Source organism: Paenibacillus sp. FSL R7-0210, assembly GCF_038009085.1.
Lineage (GTDB): Bacteria > Bacillota > Bacilli > Paenibacillales > Paenibacillaceae > Paenibacillus_AQ > Paenibacillus_AQ silagei.
Window position 1 is genome coordinate 3,788,799 of record NZ_JBBPAR010000001.1, and the last position, 18,983, is coordinate 3,807,781.

An 18,983-nucleotide genomic window follows, 5' to 3' on the forward strand; every position below is an offset into this window, starting at 1 on the left:
AGCTGGAATAAAAAAGGGACCCCGCCAGCGTCCGGCGGGGCCAAAAGTTATATTAAAGGGGGGTATGTGAGTACTATACCCCGCGAAGCTTAAAAACAGATGAAGCCCAGGTAAAGATCTGCTGAAACGAGTTTAGATTTTGAATTTCTCTACCAGTTGTTGCATCTCCTTAGCACTCTGCGTATTCTCATCGGCCATTGTGGCTTCATGGAAGGTCTTCTCCACAATATCCGCCGTCTTCTCGGCGATATCCTGCACCCCGATGGCCCCCTCGTTCACCGTGGCCGCCACCTCATTGACAGCGATGGCGATGCTGGAGACGGTCTCGTTCAGGTGATCGGCCGCTTCCTCGAACTGGTTCATCAGCCCGTTAATTGTGGAAGCATCATCATTGTACTGCTGGCTGACCTCGGTCAGGCGCTCATAATCGCCCAGCACATTGCGGTCGATGAAGCTCAGCACGGCCTCGGAATGCCGGGTCATCTGCTCCACGGAGGCATAGACATTTTTGACCACCTCTTGAATGCCTGACGCTGTCTCGGAGGACTTCTCTGCCAGCTTGCGGATCTCCCCGGCCACCACGGCGAAGCCCCGGCCCGCCTCGCCTGCCCGTGCGGCTTCAATCGCTGCATTCAGGGCCAGAAGGTTGGTCTGGCTTGTAATGGAGAGAATCGTATCGGCCAATACGTTGATCTCGTGAATGGCTCCCGACTCTTCGATCGCCTTCTGCATCTCACTGCGGACCGAGCTGTAGATCTGCTTCGCATTCTCGGTGGATGTCACTGCATCATGCTGAAGCTCCAGGGCCCGCTGCGTAATCTGGCCCGATACTCCGGAGCCTTCTTTTACCTTATCGCTGATCATTCTGACATTATTCAGGGTCTCGTGGATAGCCGCCGTCATCTCCTCGGTAGAAGCCGCCGTCTCCTCCATCCCTGCGGACAGCTCCTCTGTCGTGGCTGAATTGTCATGCGCATTCTCTCTGACCTCGTTCGACAGCTTCTCCAGCGTCTCGGCATTGTCCAGTACCTTGGTGGAGATCGCAATCAGACTGCCCGCCATCTCACGCAGCGCCGCACGGGTACGGAACATAGCCTTGGCGATGGTTCCTGTCTCATCTTTATTTTTAGTCAAATATTCATATTGGTTATCATATTTGAGATCCAGCTCTGCCGTGCGGTTCACCAGCTCCGTGAGCTTGATGATCGGCGAGGAGATCCGGGTAGCCACTGTAGTCCCGATCAGCAGAGTGAGCAGTAGGCTTCCCAGGCCGAGCAGCATAATGAAGTTCGTCATTTCGCTAACCGGCTGCAGCACCTCTTCCACATCTCCGGTCAGCACCAGGGTCCACTTCGTCTCGGGGAGCACGGTATAGGCCGCTTTTTTCTTGGCCCCGTTGAAGGTATATTCCACAATGCCATCGGCAACGCTCTCCCCCGCCTTCACCCGCTCGACCACGGCTTTGATGGATTCGTTCTCCACCTGGGAACCTATCTTCTTCCCGTCGGGATGATAGAGCGTATTCCCCGTTTCATCCACCAGATAGGCGTAAGAGGAAGGCGCACCCGCCACCTTGGCATCGGCCAGATAGGTCACCAGACTGTCCGCCCTGACCGCCGAAGCTACGAACCCGATCATCTTCTCACCACTCATCACCGGATGGACAAAAGCCACAATATATGCCCCTGTTGACTTGGATTTCAGCGTCTCGCTAATGACAGGCATCCCGGTCTTCAAGACATTCTTCGTATAATTTCTATCGCTGAAATTGGCGCCTACCAGCTTGGTATCGCTATCCGCCACCGCCGTTCCCTTCAGATCAACTACAAACATATGTTCCAGGTTGCCCGCATCCTTCACCTGGCCCTGAAGCTTGACATTGATCTGGTCGTGTAGCGCTTCCTCCACTGAGCCGCCATTTGCAGCCTGAAGCAGCAGCTCGGTGATCTCACTCTCCCCCGCAACCAGCTGTATGTTCCGCTTCTCCTTGTCGATCATTGCGCCGATGGTCTGTGCCTTATCCGTGCCTACCTGCGCCATGGAAGATTCGGTCAGGTTCATGATGGTGCCTGTGGATTTGGTGTACGTAAAAATCCCCATTAATGCTGTAGAAATCAGTGTAACGACAATCATCATAACCGATAGCTTCATACGAATCTTCATCTTCTTCTACTTCCTTCCGCCCCGTTGTCTTTCCTTAGCCTTTAAACAACCAAAAAGATTGCTTTATTACAATAATTATCGGATTTTCCTCGAACGTAATGAATAATGGAATGTTGTATTTTCAGAAAAAATATCGATTTTTGTCGAATGATAACATAATATATCTATTTTCTTACATAGTAAAAAAACCGCCCTCCTTAACAACCGCACTCAGCGGATAAGTAAGGAAAAGCGGGTTCGCATTCCGCCTATGAAGTTGGTATTCTACTACATGCCCGGGCTGTCCGGCGAAGCTGAGGCACCCGGCAGCACTGCTGCCGAACGGGCCTGCTGCAGGCGTCTGGCCCTGCTGCGGAGGAACATGCCGGAGCAGGCAGCCAGAATCTGCTGGAACAGCATCCCGGAGATTACAGGCAGGGCCACTGCCGGCGGAAAATACCGCACCGCCAGCACCGCTCCCGCACTGAGATTGCGCATACCGGAGTTGAACTGAACGGCTACAGCATTCGCATGATCATAGTGCAGGCGGCGCGAGACTACGGCTCCAATAACATAGCCGAGGGCAACAGTAACGAAGGTTACGGCAATGATCAGAGCAAGCTGGCCGTCCGGATGCTTCAGATACCGGGCAATGCTGGCCCCATTAATGGAGACCACGGTGAACAAGCCCACCTTGACAAACGGGGCCAGCGGAGGCCCGCAGACCGTGCTGATCTTGCCTTTAGTGAATTGATTCAGCAGCATCCCCGCTACGGAAGGCAGGACGACCATCCAGAGCAGGCCCCGCATCATCTCGCCGGCGTCCATCTGCACGCTTGCCCCCATCAGGAGATACAGCGTAGCTGGTACAATCAATGGCGACAGCAGCGTATCGATCAGGATCAGCGCCAGAGTCAGAGCGATATTCCCGCCATGCATCGATACCCAGACTACACTGACCACTCCGGTCGGAATGGCGAAGAGCAGCACATAACCGGTAACCGTATAAGGATCGCCTGGAAAAAACAGCATCGCTGCCAGCCAGCCGATCAGCGGCATGACGATATGCAGAATAATGAGCAGGATGAGCAGCTTCTGCGGCTTGGCAAGCACGGTGAACAGATCCCGGAAGCTTGACTTCAGGCTGCCGATCAGCGTCATCCCGGCGAAGATCCAGGGCACCAGCCACGTTAACGGAAGCAGCGACGCCTCATTCAGCACGCCAACCACGATGGCTGCGGGTGTAAGCAGCGGCATGATCCGCTCCAGCACTGTATTGGAAGATACTAATCCGCGTCTTACTGCACCAAGCATGTATTTCAACCCCCTGTGTGAACTATGCCATTATACTCTGCTGCACTGACTGTCTCTGCTGTAAGGTCCGGTAAGGGAACTATACCCCTTGCGGGAACAAGGCGTCCAGCGCCGGGCAAGGCCGTTTCTCCAGATAGTCCGACAGCGGGGCCGGCATATTGCTGTACAAGTCCTTCAGTGATGTTCCGTTATAGATATTGCCGATAATGACCGGATGGCACAGCTCGGAGATCAGAATGTCGCCGTTGCCATGCAGATGAAGCTGCTTCATCCCTTCGATACAATGCGGGAAGTAAACGCCCGGCTGCTCCTCGAAGCCCATCGCCTCCATGAACCGGTCCATACAAGTGAAGTAGAGCGTCGTGTCCTCCGGCTTGCGGTCGATCAGCTCCTGGACAGCGTTCTTTAGCTGCTCACGGGCGGCAATCGCCTTCCAGCCGGTGTGATCCATAATGATGCTGTTCTGAATTTCATGCGTTCTTACGCCCATAGAATAGACATGCTCGCTGATCTCCTGCATATGATCCTGCGTCTCATTGAACAGAAGTGTCTCCAGCACCACATTGACATTGGTTTTGGCGAACATAGTGATGTTCTCTCTGATTTTGTGATAGACACTCGGATGAATATTATAATACCGCGAGAAGCCTTCAGCCGTGGTGAAATTAAAAGAAATATGAATCGTCGTCAGACCTGCGTCCACCAGTTGCCCGATCCGCTCCTCATTCAGCAGACTGCCGTTCGAGTTGAGCTGGGTCTGAATGCCGCGCGAAGAGCAGTACGCCACAATCTCCACACAATCCTGGAATTTCAGCGTAACCTCGCCGCCCGAGAGCCGGACACGCTTCAGATTAGGCAGCTCCTCCAGAATGCGGATGACCTCCTTACCGTCAAGGGTCTGGCCGTCATTTCTATTGTAAGCGCAGCAGTAATCACAGCGGAAATTGCAGTTCGAGGTCACGCCGACTTCCAGCCCTTCCAGCTCATAAGTCATCGGCTTATCCAGTTCCAGTGCTTTATATTTCGTGCTCATCTTCTATAGTCCTCCTTGGTTGTTCAATCCATCTGTTCTAAGGTCAACTATAGAATTATACAGGTAAGCCCGTGAGGTTAATGTGACATTTGATATTTGATCTTTGCAAAAAGACTGCTCTACGGTTATAGGCTCACCATACAGCAGTCTTCATTAAGATAGATGTACCTGCTACAGCTCGATAGCTTCTCCCATCTGGTTCAGCACCGGCTGGCCGATGATCCCCAGACGCCAGATCGCAATCCCCTTAAGGCCGTACCGCTTAGCCAGGCCGATCTTGGCATTGACGGAGGCTTCGTTCTCACTGTAGACCGATATCCCGAGAATCAGCTTCTCCTTGCTGACCTGATCAAGCGCCAGCCGGATGCTCTCATCGACCTTATTCATCGGCTCCGGCCCGGTCTCCCCTTCATAGGCGTAAGCCATGATAACCAAATCGTCGGCAAGTGTCCCTAGCGTCTTGTAATCATACCCCTTGTAAGAGCTGTTCAGCGGATGCAGAATGACGGTCAGCTTGAGGCTGGCGGCGCGGGCTGCTGTGGAGAGATTTTTGACAAAAGCGTTATATTGGCTCTGCACCAGCGCCTTATCCCCCGTCAGTCCCAGCCCTTCCAGATCCAGTCCAATGCCCTTGAAGCCCTTCTGCGTGGCCAAATCGACAATACTGGCGATCGTCTGCTGCTGGAGCTGCGCGTCCTCCAGATTCTTGCTCAGCTCCAGTGACGAGTCACTGGAATAGACCATCAGGTAGGGAGCGGTCCCTCCCGCTGCCGCATTCTGCACAATCGATTCCGGCGTTACATCACCTGCAGCCTCCGGCCACCAGAAATCCTTACCGGTGGTTGTGAACTGGCCGTCCTTGTCGATCCTTGCCCAGCCAAAGGCAACCGCATCGAAGCTTGGAATAAGCGAGACCTCACTGTAGGCCTTCTGTGCGTAGAAGCCCAAGGTATACATATCCCGCTTCGGGGAAGTTATGGATACGGTCTTGGACGCCTGATTCCAGGAGGTCACCGCCCCGAACTGCTGGCTGAAGAACTTAAGCGGCAGCATCGTGGTTCCGCGAATGTCCTGCGGTGCGACCTCCAGCTTCACCACTGTTCCGTTCACCACGGCATTTTTGCTCCCGAGGGTCAGGACCACTACGGTTGGAGCGGTGCCAGTTGCGTCCTTCCGGGTGGCCGTAATTTTGCGGGCCTTCTGATTCCATTCGACCTGAATCCCCAGGGCTTCCGAGATGGCGCGGAAGGGCACCATGGTCGTTCCGTTCATCATCACCGGCTCCACCGGGAACGGCAGCGGATAACCGTCCAGCATGATACTGACACCCGCAGGTGCCGCATGGACCGCACTTGCCGGAAGCGCCGAGAGGCTGCCGAGTGAGATCGCTGCGCATAATACTATTTTGGCCAAATGCTTCATATAAGTTAGTTCCCCATTCTCTAAGATAGATTGTGAATCTCTCAACCTTACATCCCCTACTATTCTAGCAAACTAGATAAATATAGCAAATGAAGAGATTGTAACCATTGCAGATTCACCCGTCCGGGGTTCCCTTAATACCTATATGAACACGCTCAAAAAGACACCAACAGCCCGTTCAGCATCCACCTCTACAGCCACTTCGATGAATTCGCCTTCTTTGGGCTGTGCCCGCAAGTCTGCTACGACCATACCCGAGGTGAACGCCCCCTGATGCTCTACACGGACCTTCATCCGGCGGCAGGTTACAAGATCCGGCTGCAAGGCAGCCATCAGGGCCAGCGGATCATGCAGCGGAGCGCTGTTAATCAGATAGTTCGCCTCGCGGTAAAATTTAAAATAATACGCAAGCGACTCTTCCATAAACTCGATGACCGCCTTATTCTCTTCCCGACCATGCCGTTTCAGCAGTTCCACATGCTCTGAAGTGATCCGCGTCTGCAGAGTCACATCCAGCCCGATCATCATTACAGGCAGCCCTGAAGTGAATACTCGGTCAGCCGCTTCCGGGTCGCCCCACAGATTGGCCTCGGCCACCGGTGTGACGTTGCCCGGCTTATATACCGTACCGCCCATAACCACTACCTTCTTCAGCTTGGAGGTCAGCTGCGGGTCCAGATCCAGTGCCAGCGACAGGTTCGTCAGCCGTCCGAGCGTCACCAGGACCAGTTCTCCCGGATTCGTATCCGCCATCCGCGCAATGAACTCTGCTGCCGTCTCTTGAACCGGCACCTGCCGGGAGGGCGGCAGCTGAACGCCGCCAATGCCGTTCTCCCCGTGAACATGGGTGGAGAAGCCGGTCAGCTCGCGTACCAGCGCCCGGGAAGCTCCGAGCGCTACCGGGATTTCATAGCCCGGAGCCGCAAGCTCAAGCAGCCGCAGCGTGTTATCCGCCGCCTGCTGCACATCGATGTTGCCGAACACTGTCGTAATCCCCTCAACCACTACCCCCGGCGCCCGGAGCGCATACAATATGGCCAGTGCGTCGTCTATTCCTGTGTCACAATCTATAATTATCCGGGTCGTATTGCTGCTGCTCATCTCTATCTCTCCCACTCTCTGTTTATACTTACTCATTCAGCCGTACTGCACTGCCCATCTTATCACGGGTCTGCGATCTGCTCAATAAGGGAGCCTAGTATATGAGACGCACTTAAGAGTTGAACTTGAAGCTTATCGTCACTGCGGTGAACATTTGGACTTCCGGCGCTGCCCATCCCCAGATTTCTTGATTTAAACCGCTGTTCGCGGTGGAAATCCGGGGAGGCGGACGCTACCGCTCCTACAGTTCCAAATTTCCCCTCCGCTCCTTTTGCTTTTGTTATTTTCTTTAGTGCTTCATATATAGATGAATATATTGGGAGAGAGGGGCGGATTAGGGGGAGAGAGGAGCGAGTTGGGGAGGAGTTTGAGCAGATTGTTGCAGTTTATGCAGGATTTAGGCTAGGCTGATGCCCCGCAGCATGGATTGTTGCAGTTTGTGCAGGATTTCTCCCAGATGAGGAGCTTACCTGCTCGGATTGTTGCATTTCGGGCAGGATTACGGCATGCTGAGCGACTTAGAAGTGCTGAGAGTTGCAGTTTGTGCAGGATTTCCAGACTTCCGTATATTGGACCAGTAAGGAACGGGAAGCTGCATTGCTACTATGGAGGTTCCCCTGCAAAAAAACAAAAAAACGCCGCTCCCTCCGAACATGATGTTCAAGAGGAAACGGCGTTCACTATTACATGTAAGGCAATATCTATTTCACATAAGCAGCCGCAGCCTTGACGAACCGCTCCAGCGCTTCAGCCAGCAGGGAGCGCGGGCAGGCGAGATTGATCCGCAGATGACCCTGGCCTTCCGCACCGAACACAGACCCTTCGTTGAATGCTACCTTAGCCTCGCGGTACATCAGCTGCTTGAGCCCGTCAGCATCGAGTCCGAGCGCCCGGCAGTCGATCCACAGCAGATAGGTGGCTTCCAGCTGCATCGGCTTCACCTGCGGAAGATGCGCGGCAAGGTAGGAGATGGCGTAGTCAGCATTGCCGTTAATATGCAGGATCAGCTCATCCAGCCATTCTCCGCCTTCGTTATACGCCGCTTCCACAGCCTCCGGCGAGAAGAACGCCGACATATGCAGGCTGAGCGTCTTAATTTTATAGTCGAACTTCCGTTTCAGCTCCGGGCTGGAGGTGACGATATACGAGGTCTGCAGCCCCGGCAGATTGAAGGTTTTGGTAGCCGCTAGTGTAGTCAGCGTAATGTCTGACAATTCTGGTGACAGGGAAGCGAACGGAATATGCTTGTGTCCGGGCATGATCATATCGCAATGAATCTCATCCGAGATCACGGTTACCCCGTACCGCAGGCATAGCTCGCCCAGAAGCAGCAATTCCTCCCGTTCCCACACTCTGCCTCCCGGATTATGCGGATTACACAGCAGCAACAGCTTCGCGCCGCCGGCCATCAGCTCTTCCAGCTGAACGTAATCCATGACATAACGGCCTGCTTCCAGCTTCAGCGGATTCACCGCCACCTTGCGGTCATTCATCCGGATCACATCATAGAAAGGATAGTAGACCGGCGACTGCAGAATCACCTGATCTCCCGGCGAGCTGAACAGCTCCACCGACAGGCTGAGTGAGGTTACAATCCCCGGAGAATCCGAGATCCACTCCTCCTGAATCTCCCAGTCATGGCGTCTGCGGTACCAGCCGGTAATCGCCTTTTTGTAAGAGTCGCCCGTCACGCTATAGCCGTATATTCCTGACTGTACGCGGCGCAGAATCGCTTCCTGTACCGCAGGAGGGCTTGCAAAGTCCATATCTGCTACCCACAGCGGAAGAATCTCCTTGTCTCCGAACAGCTTCTCGGACTGGTCCCATTTGTAGGAACGGGTATTGCGGCGGTCAATGATACGGTTAAAATCATACTTCAACTAAAATCACCCATCCTTTCTACTTGTCCGTACATTGTACCATGGGCAGACAACATCCGGCATCCCTGATTCCGTCCGCCAGCCTGCTTCAGCTCCCCTTGCGCAGCCGTTCCAGAGACTGGCCCAGCCGGACCTCCTCCAGCGGCTTCAGCACATAATCCACAATGTCCTGGTCGAAGGCCCACAGGGCATGCTGCTTCGTCTCTGTGACCACCACAATCTGAATATCCGGCAGCCTTTTCTTCACCAGCTCGGCTACAACGACTCCTTGATGGCCGGGCAGCTGAAGATCCAGAAACAGCACATCGGGCTGCAGCAGGACAATCTGGTCCACAACATTGTCGGGATAAGCAGACATGCCGATCACATTCACCTTGCCAGTATGCTGAAGCATCGATGACAGCTTGAATAGATCGTTCTGGTTCACATCCAGCAAATAGGCCGTAATCACATGGGTTCCTCCTCCTTCCATAGGGGTGAATTACGATCATCGAGCTGCTTATACATTCTTGTTTGTAAAAAAAGTGCTGTCCCCGCGTTTGCCAAGAAACGCCTGAGGACAGCCATAGTCGGTATTATATTGCAGCCTCAAGTGTAAGCTGCTTCTGGTATTGCTTTTAGTTGAAGGAAGCTGGCAGCAGGCTGCGCAGATCCTCCGTATTCACAATCAAATGAATGTTAGTCATCGTCCGCAGGGAACCGGAGATAATACCCGCCAGCTCGCCATGCGTATCCAGCAGAGGACCACCGGACATTCCGCTTGCCACCTGGGCCGAGGTCAGAATCCGGCTTCTGCCGTTAATGTCGGCTGCCGGAGTGTTCACAATCCCCTCCGTGATGATCGCTGTATTCTTGAGCGGATAGCCCAGGGCATACACCGCTTCACCATGTCTCAGCTTGTCCCCCCGCAGCGGCAGAAAAGCATAGGCATTATCCTTTTGCTTCATCGCAGCAGGAGTTGGCAGTTCAAGAATGGCCACATCCTTCAACTCGTCGGACTTCGTGACTTTAATCGGACTGATCACCGTTCCATCCGCCATGACTCCTTCAATGCGCTGTGCGTTTTTGACCACATGATACGCCGTTGCTGCAGTACCGGCCGGAGACAGGATCACTCCTGTTCCGGTGGAGCTTGCAGTACCGTCGCTTTTCAGCACCCGCAGATAAAAGATCGCCTTACTCGCTATTCCATAGCTTTGTTCAGCGTTGTACGCCTCAGGTGTATCCGCACTGGTGGGGCCGGAATAGAAGAGTATCGCCGAGATCAATGAGAGGACCAGGCTTACGGCAAGCAGCTTTGTTTTCATCCGCCGATCTCCTTCACTTATGAATTTCTGTTATTTCACAACCGACATGATGTCTTTATAAGCCCAGTGGGTAGCCGGAAGATCCTTGAATTGTACAGCCGTTACCGTCAGCTTCTTCGTGCCGGCAATCCGGTTAATCAGCACTACGGCCTGCGCACGGGTAATCGGTGTTCCCGGCTTGAAGGTTCCGTCAGGGAAGCCTTGCACATAACCTGCCTGCGACAGGGCATTGACATATTTCTCTGCCCAGTGTCCCTTCAGGTCCTTCTGCTTCGTTACGCCTGTCTCAGTTACATCAAGCTTCAGCACAGTTGTCATGATTTTGGAGAACTCGGCTCTGGTTAAGCCCTTCGTTCCGCCGAATCCGCCATCCGGGAAGCCCTCAATAATGCCGGCCGATGCGAAGAATCCGGTCAGTCCTTCATTCTCGGCATTGACATCATTGAACAGATTGCCTACATTCACTTCTTCCATGTCAAGCAGCGGTGCAAGCGACTGGATCAGCTCATACCTGGTGATGGCTGCGTTCGGCATGAACAGACCGTTCGGATAGGCTGCCATATACTTGATCTCACCGCTGTTACTCTTCAGGCTGTACTTCGCATTCTCCACCGCATACTCGATGGTAATGACTTTATCGTCTTTGTCCGTAATGGCTTTGACCGTCATGCTCTTGGTAATCAGCAGCTCACCGGTATACTTCGTGCTCTTGGCAGTCGGAATGCTGCCGTCCGTTGTGTAATAGATCGTCTGCCCTTCTGGAGCCTTCAGCGCAAGCTTGCTGTTCTTAGCGATCTTGACCGGAGCTTCACTGTCACCAGTTACTGTCGATGTTCCAGCGACCGCTGTGATCGACGGAGCTGCCGGTGCAGGTGTCGGGCTTGGAAGCGGAGCAATTGGACCGCCACCACCACCGCCGCCATTGCCGGTACCAGGGTTTGGATTAGGGCTCGGATTAGGGACTACAAGCGTCCAGGTCCAGGCTGCAACCGGGCTGTACTCTTTGCCGGATACAATCGTAATGGCTCTAACCGTTGTTGTGCTCTTAAGATCGATAGGTCCGCTGTACAGCTGGGAGGTCTCTGTAGGTGTTGTACCGTCCAGTGTATAGTAGATGCTTCCTCCCTGCTCGCCTGTTGCCAGCTCCACCTTCACTTCAGTAGTGAAATTCTTATCTGCAGGAGTTGCAGTTGGTGCAACTGCTGCGCTCGGGTACTGGAATGCAGCGGTATTAATAGCAATACTTCTGCTCTGTCCTCCAGCGGTTGCCTTCAGCACTGCACTGCCACCTGATATCAGGCTGCCGGTTGTACCGTTCACTACAGCCTTGGACGGATCAGCGCTCCAGGAGAGTGCTCCGCCGCTGCTCATGTGGAATGCCGAACCCACGCGGTTAATCAGATCCTGCGAGTTCAGGATAACAGCGGCTGAAGCCAGAGTCCCTTCATTTGTTCCGTTAAAGGCCTGAGGCAGCGGATAGAATGTGTTCCGGGCTGTCCAGATTCCGGCATCCAGGCCTGCCGGCAGATTCGCGCCAGTAAGCTCTGCACCCGGCAGCCCCATGGCACTGCTGTTATTGCCAGACACTGCCTGGCCATTCAGATTGTAGTACGCAATATTATTCTTCAGCATTTGTCTGTTGAACAAGGAGCCGCTGATCGTGGCATTGTCCGATTTCTGTCCGGCAATCCCGCCGAAGAAGGCTTGCAGCGGTTGAATCTTGCCCTTCACTCCAGCCTTCACTTCTCCGGTGTTCAGGGAAGTAATAATCGACCCGCTCTCTGCCAGACCGGCAATACCGCCAGCCCATGCAGTAGACATGCCTTCGGCGAGGACCGTGGCGGCAGAGTAGCTGTTCTTGATCTCTCCAGCATTCAGTCCGCTGATCCCGCCAGCGATCGCCTGGGCTGAAGCTACACGGATATCGCCATAGACCAGCGATTCAGTGATGGAGCCTTCTGCACTGTTCTCACCGGCAATTCCGCCTGCGGCCAGTGCAGATGATACATCAATGTTGCCCTTCGATACAGCCTGGTGAATCACACCAGCGTTGCTTCCGGCAATTCCGCCAATCCGGCCTGCTCCGGCAAGCTTCACTCCTTCATTCGTGACCTTCTCCAGAGTGCCCTGATTCACACCAGCTGCCCCGCCTGCGGCAGCGCTGGCAGCCACGGAACCGCTGACCTTCACATTCTGGATGACTGCACCCTTATGGTTGACTCCAGCAGCAATACCTGCATTCACTGCACCGGAGAGTTCTGCTCCGGTAAAGTTCACATTCAGGAGCTGGCCACGGTTATCCTTGATGAATCCGGCGGTCTGCTGGCCGGAGGCTTTCAGTGAAAGTCCGCTTAACGTATGGCCTTGACCGTCGAACACACCCGTGAAGCTGTCGAATGCCGTCCAGTAGCGTCCGGCAAGATCGATATCCGCACCAAGCAAAATCGTTGTCAGCTCCGGCTTGTTCTCAGCCGTTCTGTTGAACAGCTTGTAATAATTCAGTCCTGTCTCGTTATAGAACATGACTGCCCCCGCGAGCTGCAGCGGAGTCTGTACAGTAATGGCCCCATCCGTCAGGTCGTTCAGGAAGGTAGTATCATAGTCGATACTCCAGAGTCCTGAAGTCAGCGGATCAACTGCTGCTGTACTTACGGCAGCTGCGGCTGCACCCGAATTACGGCCTACAGCATCCAGTGTGCCGGTATAGGATGAGCTAAGAATTTTGCCGTCCCGGAAGTTGTAGCCGACCAGTGCGCCTTTGGAGACATTGTCCCCTGCAACTGTAACGCTAATCTGCGGCACATTCGCGTACACACTAGTAAGCATTCCGTCATTATATCCGGCGAAGCCGCCATTATAGGAACGGGTCGAGGACTTCACCCCGACAGTAGAAATCTTGCTCTGTAAAGCGTAAGACTTGCTGATGCTGCCGCTTCGCTCCACGGAGGCTGCGAAACCACCGCTGCGTGTGTCGAAGCCGGTATTGCTGATGTCACCGGAGGCATAGGAATCTGTGATCGAGTAATGATCTACAGACCCGGCGAATCCGCCGACATAGGAGCCTAATCTGCCGCTGACATTCAGCTTGCCTGTGGCATAAGACTTCTGAATCTGTCCGGCAAGTGTACCGTTCTCACCCAGGAGTCCGGCAAAGCCGCCTGCATACATCGTGTTATCCTGATTGGTATCTGCAATCACTACCGGAATATCCGTATGGGTATTCGTAATCAGGACATGATCGGCCATACCGATCACTCCGCCAACGCGTGTATTCGGTACTGATTCACCCAGAGTAACTGCTGATCCGACGTTGATGGACTGGCCGGAGCCGGAGATCACCTTACTGTAATGAATCTCGCCGCCGTCTCCCCAGCCGACAAGCCCGCCGGCATTGATTACTCTGCTGTTATCTGCGTTCACACCGCTTCTGACAATGGTATCCACAATGATACCGTTACTGTATCCGGCAACTCCGCCTGCACTCACGGTATTGCCGCCGGTTACCTTCAGACCTGAGGCAACCTCGGAGCTATAGATGGAAGCATCCGTATTCTTGCCTGTCAGACCGCCCGCATAGAGGTCAGCACGATGGTCTGTTCCGGTGACTGTGATCTGTCCATCATGAACCTTAGCGATGTAGATCCCTTTATACAGCGGATATGCCTTACCAAAATCAAAGCCCTGATTAATATCCTGGGCTGAGATCGTTCCGGCGATCCCGCCGACAGTGGCCTCACCGCTCTTCGCCGCAGCTTGAAGCTCAGGTGACGAATCTGCATTGTAGATGATGGAGTTATCACTCTCTCCCACAATACCTCCGGCAGTGATTACTTCACCTGCGGCACTAAGAGAAGCCTTGAACCGGGCGTCATTGATTGCTGTCCGGGAAGCCGATCCGGCAATCCCGCCGAGCACAGCCTTCAAGCTGTCGCCTGTTGTAGCCAGCTTCACGCCTGATACTGCTGCATGTTCAATATCGAAGCTGTTGCCGTTATCCACAGAACGGGTCAGCATTCCGCCGAGTCTGCCTTCCTTCGCGCCCACAACACCGCCAGCCGTACCATTAGCTGTCAGCTGTATGCCGCTTCCGGAGCCGGTTACTATTACATTGCGGATGCTGTTCCCTTGATCGGATTGACCGATCATACCGCCAAGGATGGAGCCAAGCCCCCGCGCTTCCAGAGTTCCGTCTGCAAAGCTTACGGTCAGCCCTTCAGCTTGACCTGTCTGGTAATGTCCAACCAGTCCGCCAACCGTGGCTTCCATTCCCGTGGAGGAAATCCGGTATCTGGAATTCACTTCAAGGGCCAGACCAGTCACATTACCATTCTGAACTCCAATAATTCCGCCGATAACGGCATGGTCAGCCGCGCTGCCGATGCTGCCATCCTTATCGTGGATGACATAAGTGTCAGCTGTAATATCCGCTGTGTTGTCGCCGATAAGGCCGCCGGCGATGCCGCCTTCAGCTACCGTCTCAATCCGGCTTCCGCCGTCGAGCGTAAGCTGCAGAGCGGCAACACTGCCTGAGTTCTGGCCGATGATGCCGCCGACAATCCCGCCGCTGACCTTCACGCCGTCCAGCAGCTTAAGGTCCACATTCTTGACTGTACCCAGGTTCGTTCCGGCCAGAACGCCGGTGTAGCCGTTGCCGGCAACCGTGAGCGGCTCCAGATTCATGTTCTGCACTGTAGCATTCGCTCCAATGATTCCGAACAACCCGGAATGCGTATAGACAGGCTGCAGGGTCAGACCATCGATCAGCTGGCTTTTCCCGTCGAATGTTCCTTCAAAAGGATTGACTTCCTTATCACCGATAGGTACCCATTGCTTGGATTGGATATGGACCGGATTCATCACAGTCACGGTTCTGTCCTTAAAGCTGAATTGCTCTACACCGGCAATGGTGCCGTTGACAATTCCCGCCAGACCGGCCAGCTCAGCCTCCGAGGTGATCTCGAAGCCGATCGCATCCTTATCCTTCGTGTACCAGTTAATATTGGCATTTACGTTATTGCCGTTGTCTCCGCCGCCGGTATTGGCAATGCGATTGACTTCAGGGTAACGGTAGGCCGCACTGAGCGAGCCGTATTTCCAGGCTCCCTCGAAATCCCAGCCCGACAAGCCCGGGAATACCGTTCTGTCTTTCAGTGTCTCTGACAGAATGGTGGTCAGCCGGACATGCACATTCAGCCAGCGGTGATTGCCCTCTGCGAAATCAGGCAGATCGCGGTTGATATTCAGTCCTTCATCTTTAATATAGTAGGATTTATAGAGCAGTTCTTTACTTGCATTATCGTAACGTCCGGCGAAGCCGCCGGCATAAGCAGTCTTTTTCTCGTCTGCATTAACCTCTGCTGCTGAGTAGACGTTGCTTATTTTACCGTTTGTAATTCGGCCAACGAAGCCGCCCGCATAAGAATTGTCGTTCGCAGCGTTAACACTTTTCGCTACATAGGAATTCTTGACCGTTCCGCCGGACAGTTCTCCGATCAGACCGCCGACAATGGTGTAGACGTTCTTCGCGGTAACCTTGGAAACAGAATACGATTGCTCCACCGTACCGGCTGTATTTCTGCCGATGAGTCCGCCCAGGTAAACGGAACCGCCCGAGGTTCCTTGAGCATCTCCTGTCACATCAATATCTACATAAGAGCCAATGACAGCACCGGCATTGCTGCCAGCTAATCCCCCGGCATGTGTACCTGTTCCTTCAATGGTCAGGTTCGCATTGGAATACGTGTAGTAGAGTGTTCCCGATGCTGTATTCACACCGGCCAGACCGCCGATGATGGAGGAATTGCCTCTTGCGATCACCGAGATCTTATCGGTAATGCTGTTGTTGGCAATCAGCGTGCGGTTCTCACCAACCATACCGCCCACAATGGCATTGGCGGATGTAGCGGAGACCGTACCCAGTGTCCGGGTATTCTGAATCGTGCTGACCGAGGTCACTGGATTGAGTACCGGGTCAATACTCTGAGCCGCATTGAGGCCGACAATCCCCCCGGCATACGAGGACACTGCCCCGTTGTTAGCCTTCAGATTCAGACCGCTGATATAAGTGTCCACAATAATACCTGTAGCACTGCCGTGGTTATATCCGGCCACCCCGCCCGCAGTAGCGCGCGGTGCATTAAGGGTCAGACTCACCGCTGAACCTGCCAGACGTTCCAGCCTGGAGGATTCATTATAGCCTACAAGCCCGCCAACATAGGCATCTGTAGCCGCTGGCCCTGCCAGAATCAGCATATTCTCCACATTGACCACTTTGCTGTCACTGCTGATGCTGCTGTTCGTAAGGGTACCTGCCAAGCCGCCGACAGACGGCTTCGCCGCTTGCGCCTGAATGAGCATCAGCGCACCGTCTTGCGCGTTCACTTCCGGCGTTGTAATATCTGTCGTTGCCGCTGCTCCAACGATCGCTCCCGCTTTGGCATCCGCCGCAGTCAGCGTAATCATCGGGTCAGCTCCGGGAACATTCAGTACAGCTGAAGTAATTCCTGCTCGTGTGGCAGGAGCCTCTGTTCCTTCCGAATGTCCGGCAATCCCGCCGGCTTCAGCACGCACACCGCTGGCTTCAATAGACAGCTGAGTTACGGTAGCATTCACCAGTTGTCCGGCATTGAATCCGGTATTCCCGCCAAGCTGGTTATCTGCACCGCTCGCGGTGATGGCTACATTCTCCGCATGATTGAACGGAGCGGCTGCGGCTGAATGGTTCTCACCGAACATGCCGCCAGCTTTTACTGTAGCGCCTGTAGCCTTAATCTCGATACGATTCGTGTGCCCGTTGAACTGGGCAGCCGAGTTATGCCCTGCACCGCCGCCGAAGCTTACCTTATCAGCCTTCAGCTCTGTGCGGAGATCCTGCACTTGCACAGGCACGGCTGCAGATCCGATGACCGCATCCGCCGTCAGCTTGCCAGCGGCGCCGCCGATGGTGTACCCGCTTCTTCCGGCTTCATTCAGGAAGCTGATCCGCGAGGCCTTACCGCCGGTCAGCGTCAACGGCTTGTTGTTCACACCCACGAGTCCGCCGAACGTGATATTGTCCTGCCCGTCTGCCGCATCCGCTACTGCAGCCTGAAGCACCAAAGTGCTGTAGCCTGCCGATTCAGCATCTCCGGCCGTAACTCCGCTTACTGTACCCTGTGCGTTACCGGCAATCCCGCCGATAATACCGCCTGCCGAAGTAACCTGCAGTGTAGCATATTTAATAGAAGAATTATTCAAGGTTCCTTCCAGATAGCCAACGATTCCGCCGATTGTACCATCGGAAGTGATTGCCAGATGTTGCCCTTCCGTCTTGCCGGTCACTGATGATGCAATGGTTCCGCCGATTTCGTAACCCACGGTACCGCCGGTATATACATCCGCAGTCCCTTTAACCTTCAGCTCGCCTGTTGAAGAGGTCTGGGTGATGTTCCCGCCTGCATCATAACCGGCAATCCCGCCGGTGTAGACGCCTGTGCCGCCGTTAACCGAGATCAGCTCTTTATTCTCGAATACTCCCGCTGTAGCGTTGCTGGTGACCAGACCGCCTGCGGCGTATCCGACGAATCCGCCGGTAGCTACATTCTCTGACCCTGATGCTGTAATCTTTTGTGTATTCACATAAGGATGCGTCCAGGTGAATTTGCTGCCCGTATATCCGGCAATGCCGCCAGTATATACGTTTTTGCCACCGTTATTGGTAACCGGCGCCGTATTCACAAATGTAATGGAAACCTCACGGCTGGCTACTGTTCCTGTCGCACCTACCAGCGCCCCGGCTGCCGAGTTCACTGCCGTTGCTGCATTAACGGTAATTGCACCATTATTGGTAGTCATGTTGGAGAACACGATGGTATTGTCTACTTTACCGACAATCCCGCCTGCCGCAACCTGATTCCCGCCAGCGATGGTAACCGCCGCCGTATTGATGATAGGAGTGTCTTCATCATTTAGACTGAGCGGTCCTGTGGTATGACCTGCAATCCCGCCTGCGGTAAGCACGGAGCTGTCCGTCCCCTGGGCAAGAACCGCACCATTATTGACTATTTTTTTGATGATGATGCCTCTGGAGTCGCCATAGCCCATAATTCCTCCCACATCGGCTGAACCAAACGCTGTAACGGTTCCGTTATTGATTGAGTTCGAGATCATCCCTTCGCCCATCCCGACAATACCGCCCGTGTAGGAGTGATACGGGGAAGCGTCCGAAGTGATATTGATCTTGTTGGTAATGTCAAACACAATGCTGCTGCCGCTCATTTTACCTACGGCAGAGCCGGCATAGACATCATAGGTTACTCCGGTCACAGAGATGGTGCCTGATTCAAAACTCAGGCCGCCTAATGTACCGCCTTGCATATTCCCTACCAAGCCTTGGTATGAACGGTTCGCCACTACGTTCAAACCGTAAATCTTCTTGATTAATCCGCCTTCCGTGATTAAAGTTCCCCGGAAGGGATTCTCGGCCGTACCGATGGGCACCCACTGGTAAGCAGAAAGCTCCAGGTCGTCCGTAATCTCCATAATTTTACCGCTGAGTCCATTTACAGTGCCTTCATTCACGAGTTTGGCTACACCAGCAAGCTCTCTAGCATTGTTAATTTTGAAAGTATCATTCGTCGGCACGTACCAACTGGTATCGGCCGTGCTGTCCCAGGTCTGCGGATCAGCCTTGGCCATGATGCCTCCGGCAACTGCGGCAACGACAATTACCGCCAGTGCTATAAGATAACCTATCCATGATCTTCGCTTCAAAGCCATGTTGACACCACCTGAATAGTATTGTGA

At 54.0% G+C, this 18,983-nt stretch carries 9 protein-coding genes; all 9 read right to left on the reverse strand.

Translation table 11 applies throughout. The annotated features are described in order from the left end of the window. Window positions 1-132: 132 nt before the first annotated feature. The 9 genes from MKY64_RS16375 to MKY64_RS16415 all read right to left on the reverse strand — a co-directional run bounded on the left by MKY64_RS16375 (window position 133) and on the right by MKY64_RS16415 (window position 18,956). Entirely contained in the window at window positions 133-2,163 is a 2,031-nt protein-coding gene (locus MKY64_RS16375) for a methyl-accepting chemotaxis protein (protein ID WP_340954304.1), read from the reverse strand. 267 nt (window positions 2,164-2,430) lie between these two features. Beyond that, window positions 2,431-3,456 carry a bile acid:sodium symporter family protein gene (locus MKY64_RS16380; protein WP_340954307.1) on the reverse strand — a complete coding sequence of 342 codons (1,026 nt, stop codon included), beginning with the start codon at window positions 3,454-3,456 and terminating at the stop codon, window positions 2,431-2,433. A gap of 79 nt (window positions 3,457-3,535) precedes the next feature. Beyond that, window positions 3,536-4,489 (reverse strand): radical SAM protein, encoded by a 954-nt coding sequence (locus MKY64_RS16385; RefSeq protein ID WP_340954309.1) that lies wholly within the window; start codon window positions 4,487-4,489, stop codon window positions 3,536-3,538. 171 nt (window positions 4,490-4,660) lie between these two features. Beyond that, on the reverse strand, window positions 4,661-5,911 hold the full coding sequence (locus tag MKY64_RS16390) for a stalk domain-containing protein (protein ID WP_340958098.1): 1,251 nt from the start codon (window positions 5,909-5,911) through the stop codon (window positions 4,661-4,663). Between the two features lie 141 nt (window positions 5,912-6,052). After that, on the reverse strand, window positions 6,053-7,012 hold the full coding sequence (locus MKY64_RS16395) for a nucleoside hydrolase (protein ID WP_339313524.1): 960 nt from the start codon (window positions 7,010-7,012) through the stop codon (window positions 6,053-6,055). Between the two features lie 701 nt (window positions 7,013-7,713). Next, a complete protein-coding gene (locus tag MKY64_RS16400) occupies window positions 7,714-8,892 on the reverse strand; it encodes a MalY/PatB family protein (RefSeq protein WP_340954312.1) in 1,179 nt (392 codons plus the stop codon). Between the two features lie 88 nt (window positions 8,893-8,980). Beyond that, on the reverse strand, window positions 8,981-9,343 hold the full coding sequence (locus MKY64_RS16405) for a LytR/AlgR family response regulator transcription factor (RefSeq protein ID WP_051478017.1): 363 nt from the start codon (window positions 9,341-9,343) through the stop codon (window positions 8,981-8,983). A gap of 166 nt (window positions 9,344-9,509) precedes the next feature. Further along, entirely contained in the window at window positions 9,510-10,199 is a 690-nt protein-coding gene (locus MKY64_RS16410) for a S1 family peptidase (RefSeq protein WP_340954316.1), read from the reverse strand. A gap of 30 nt (window positions 10,200-10,229) precedes the next feature. Then, complete coding sequence (locus MKY64_RS16415; RefSeq protein ID WP_340954317.1) at window positions 10,230-18,956, reverse strand: chitobiase/beta-hexosaminidase C-terminal domain-containing protein; 8,727 nt, start codon at window positions 18,954-18,956, stop codon at window positions 10,230-10,232. Between the last annotated feature and the right edge of the window lie 27 nt (window positions 18,957-18,983).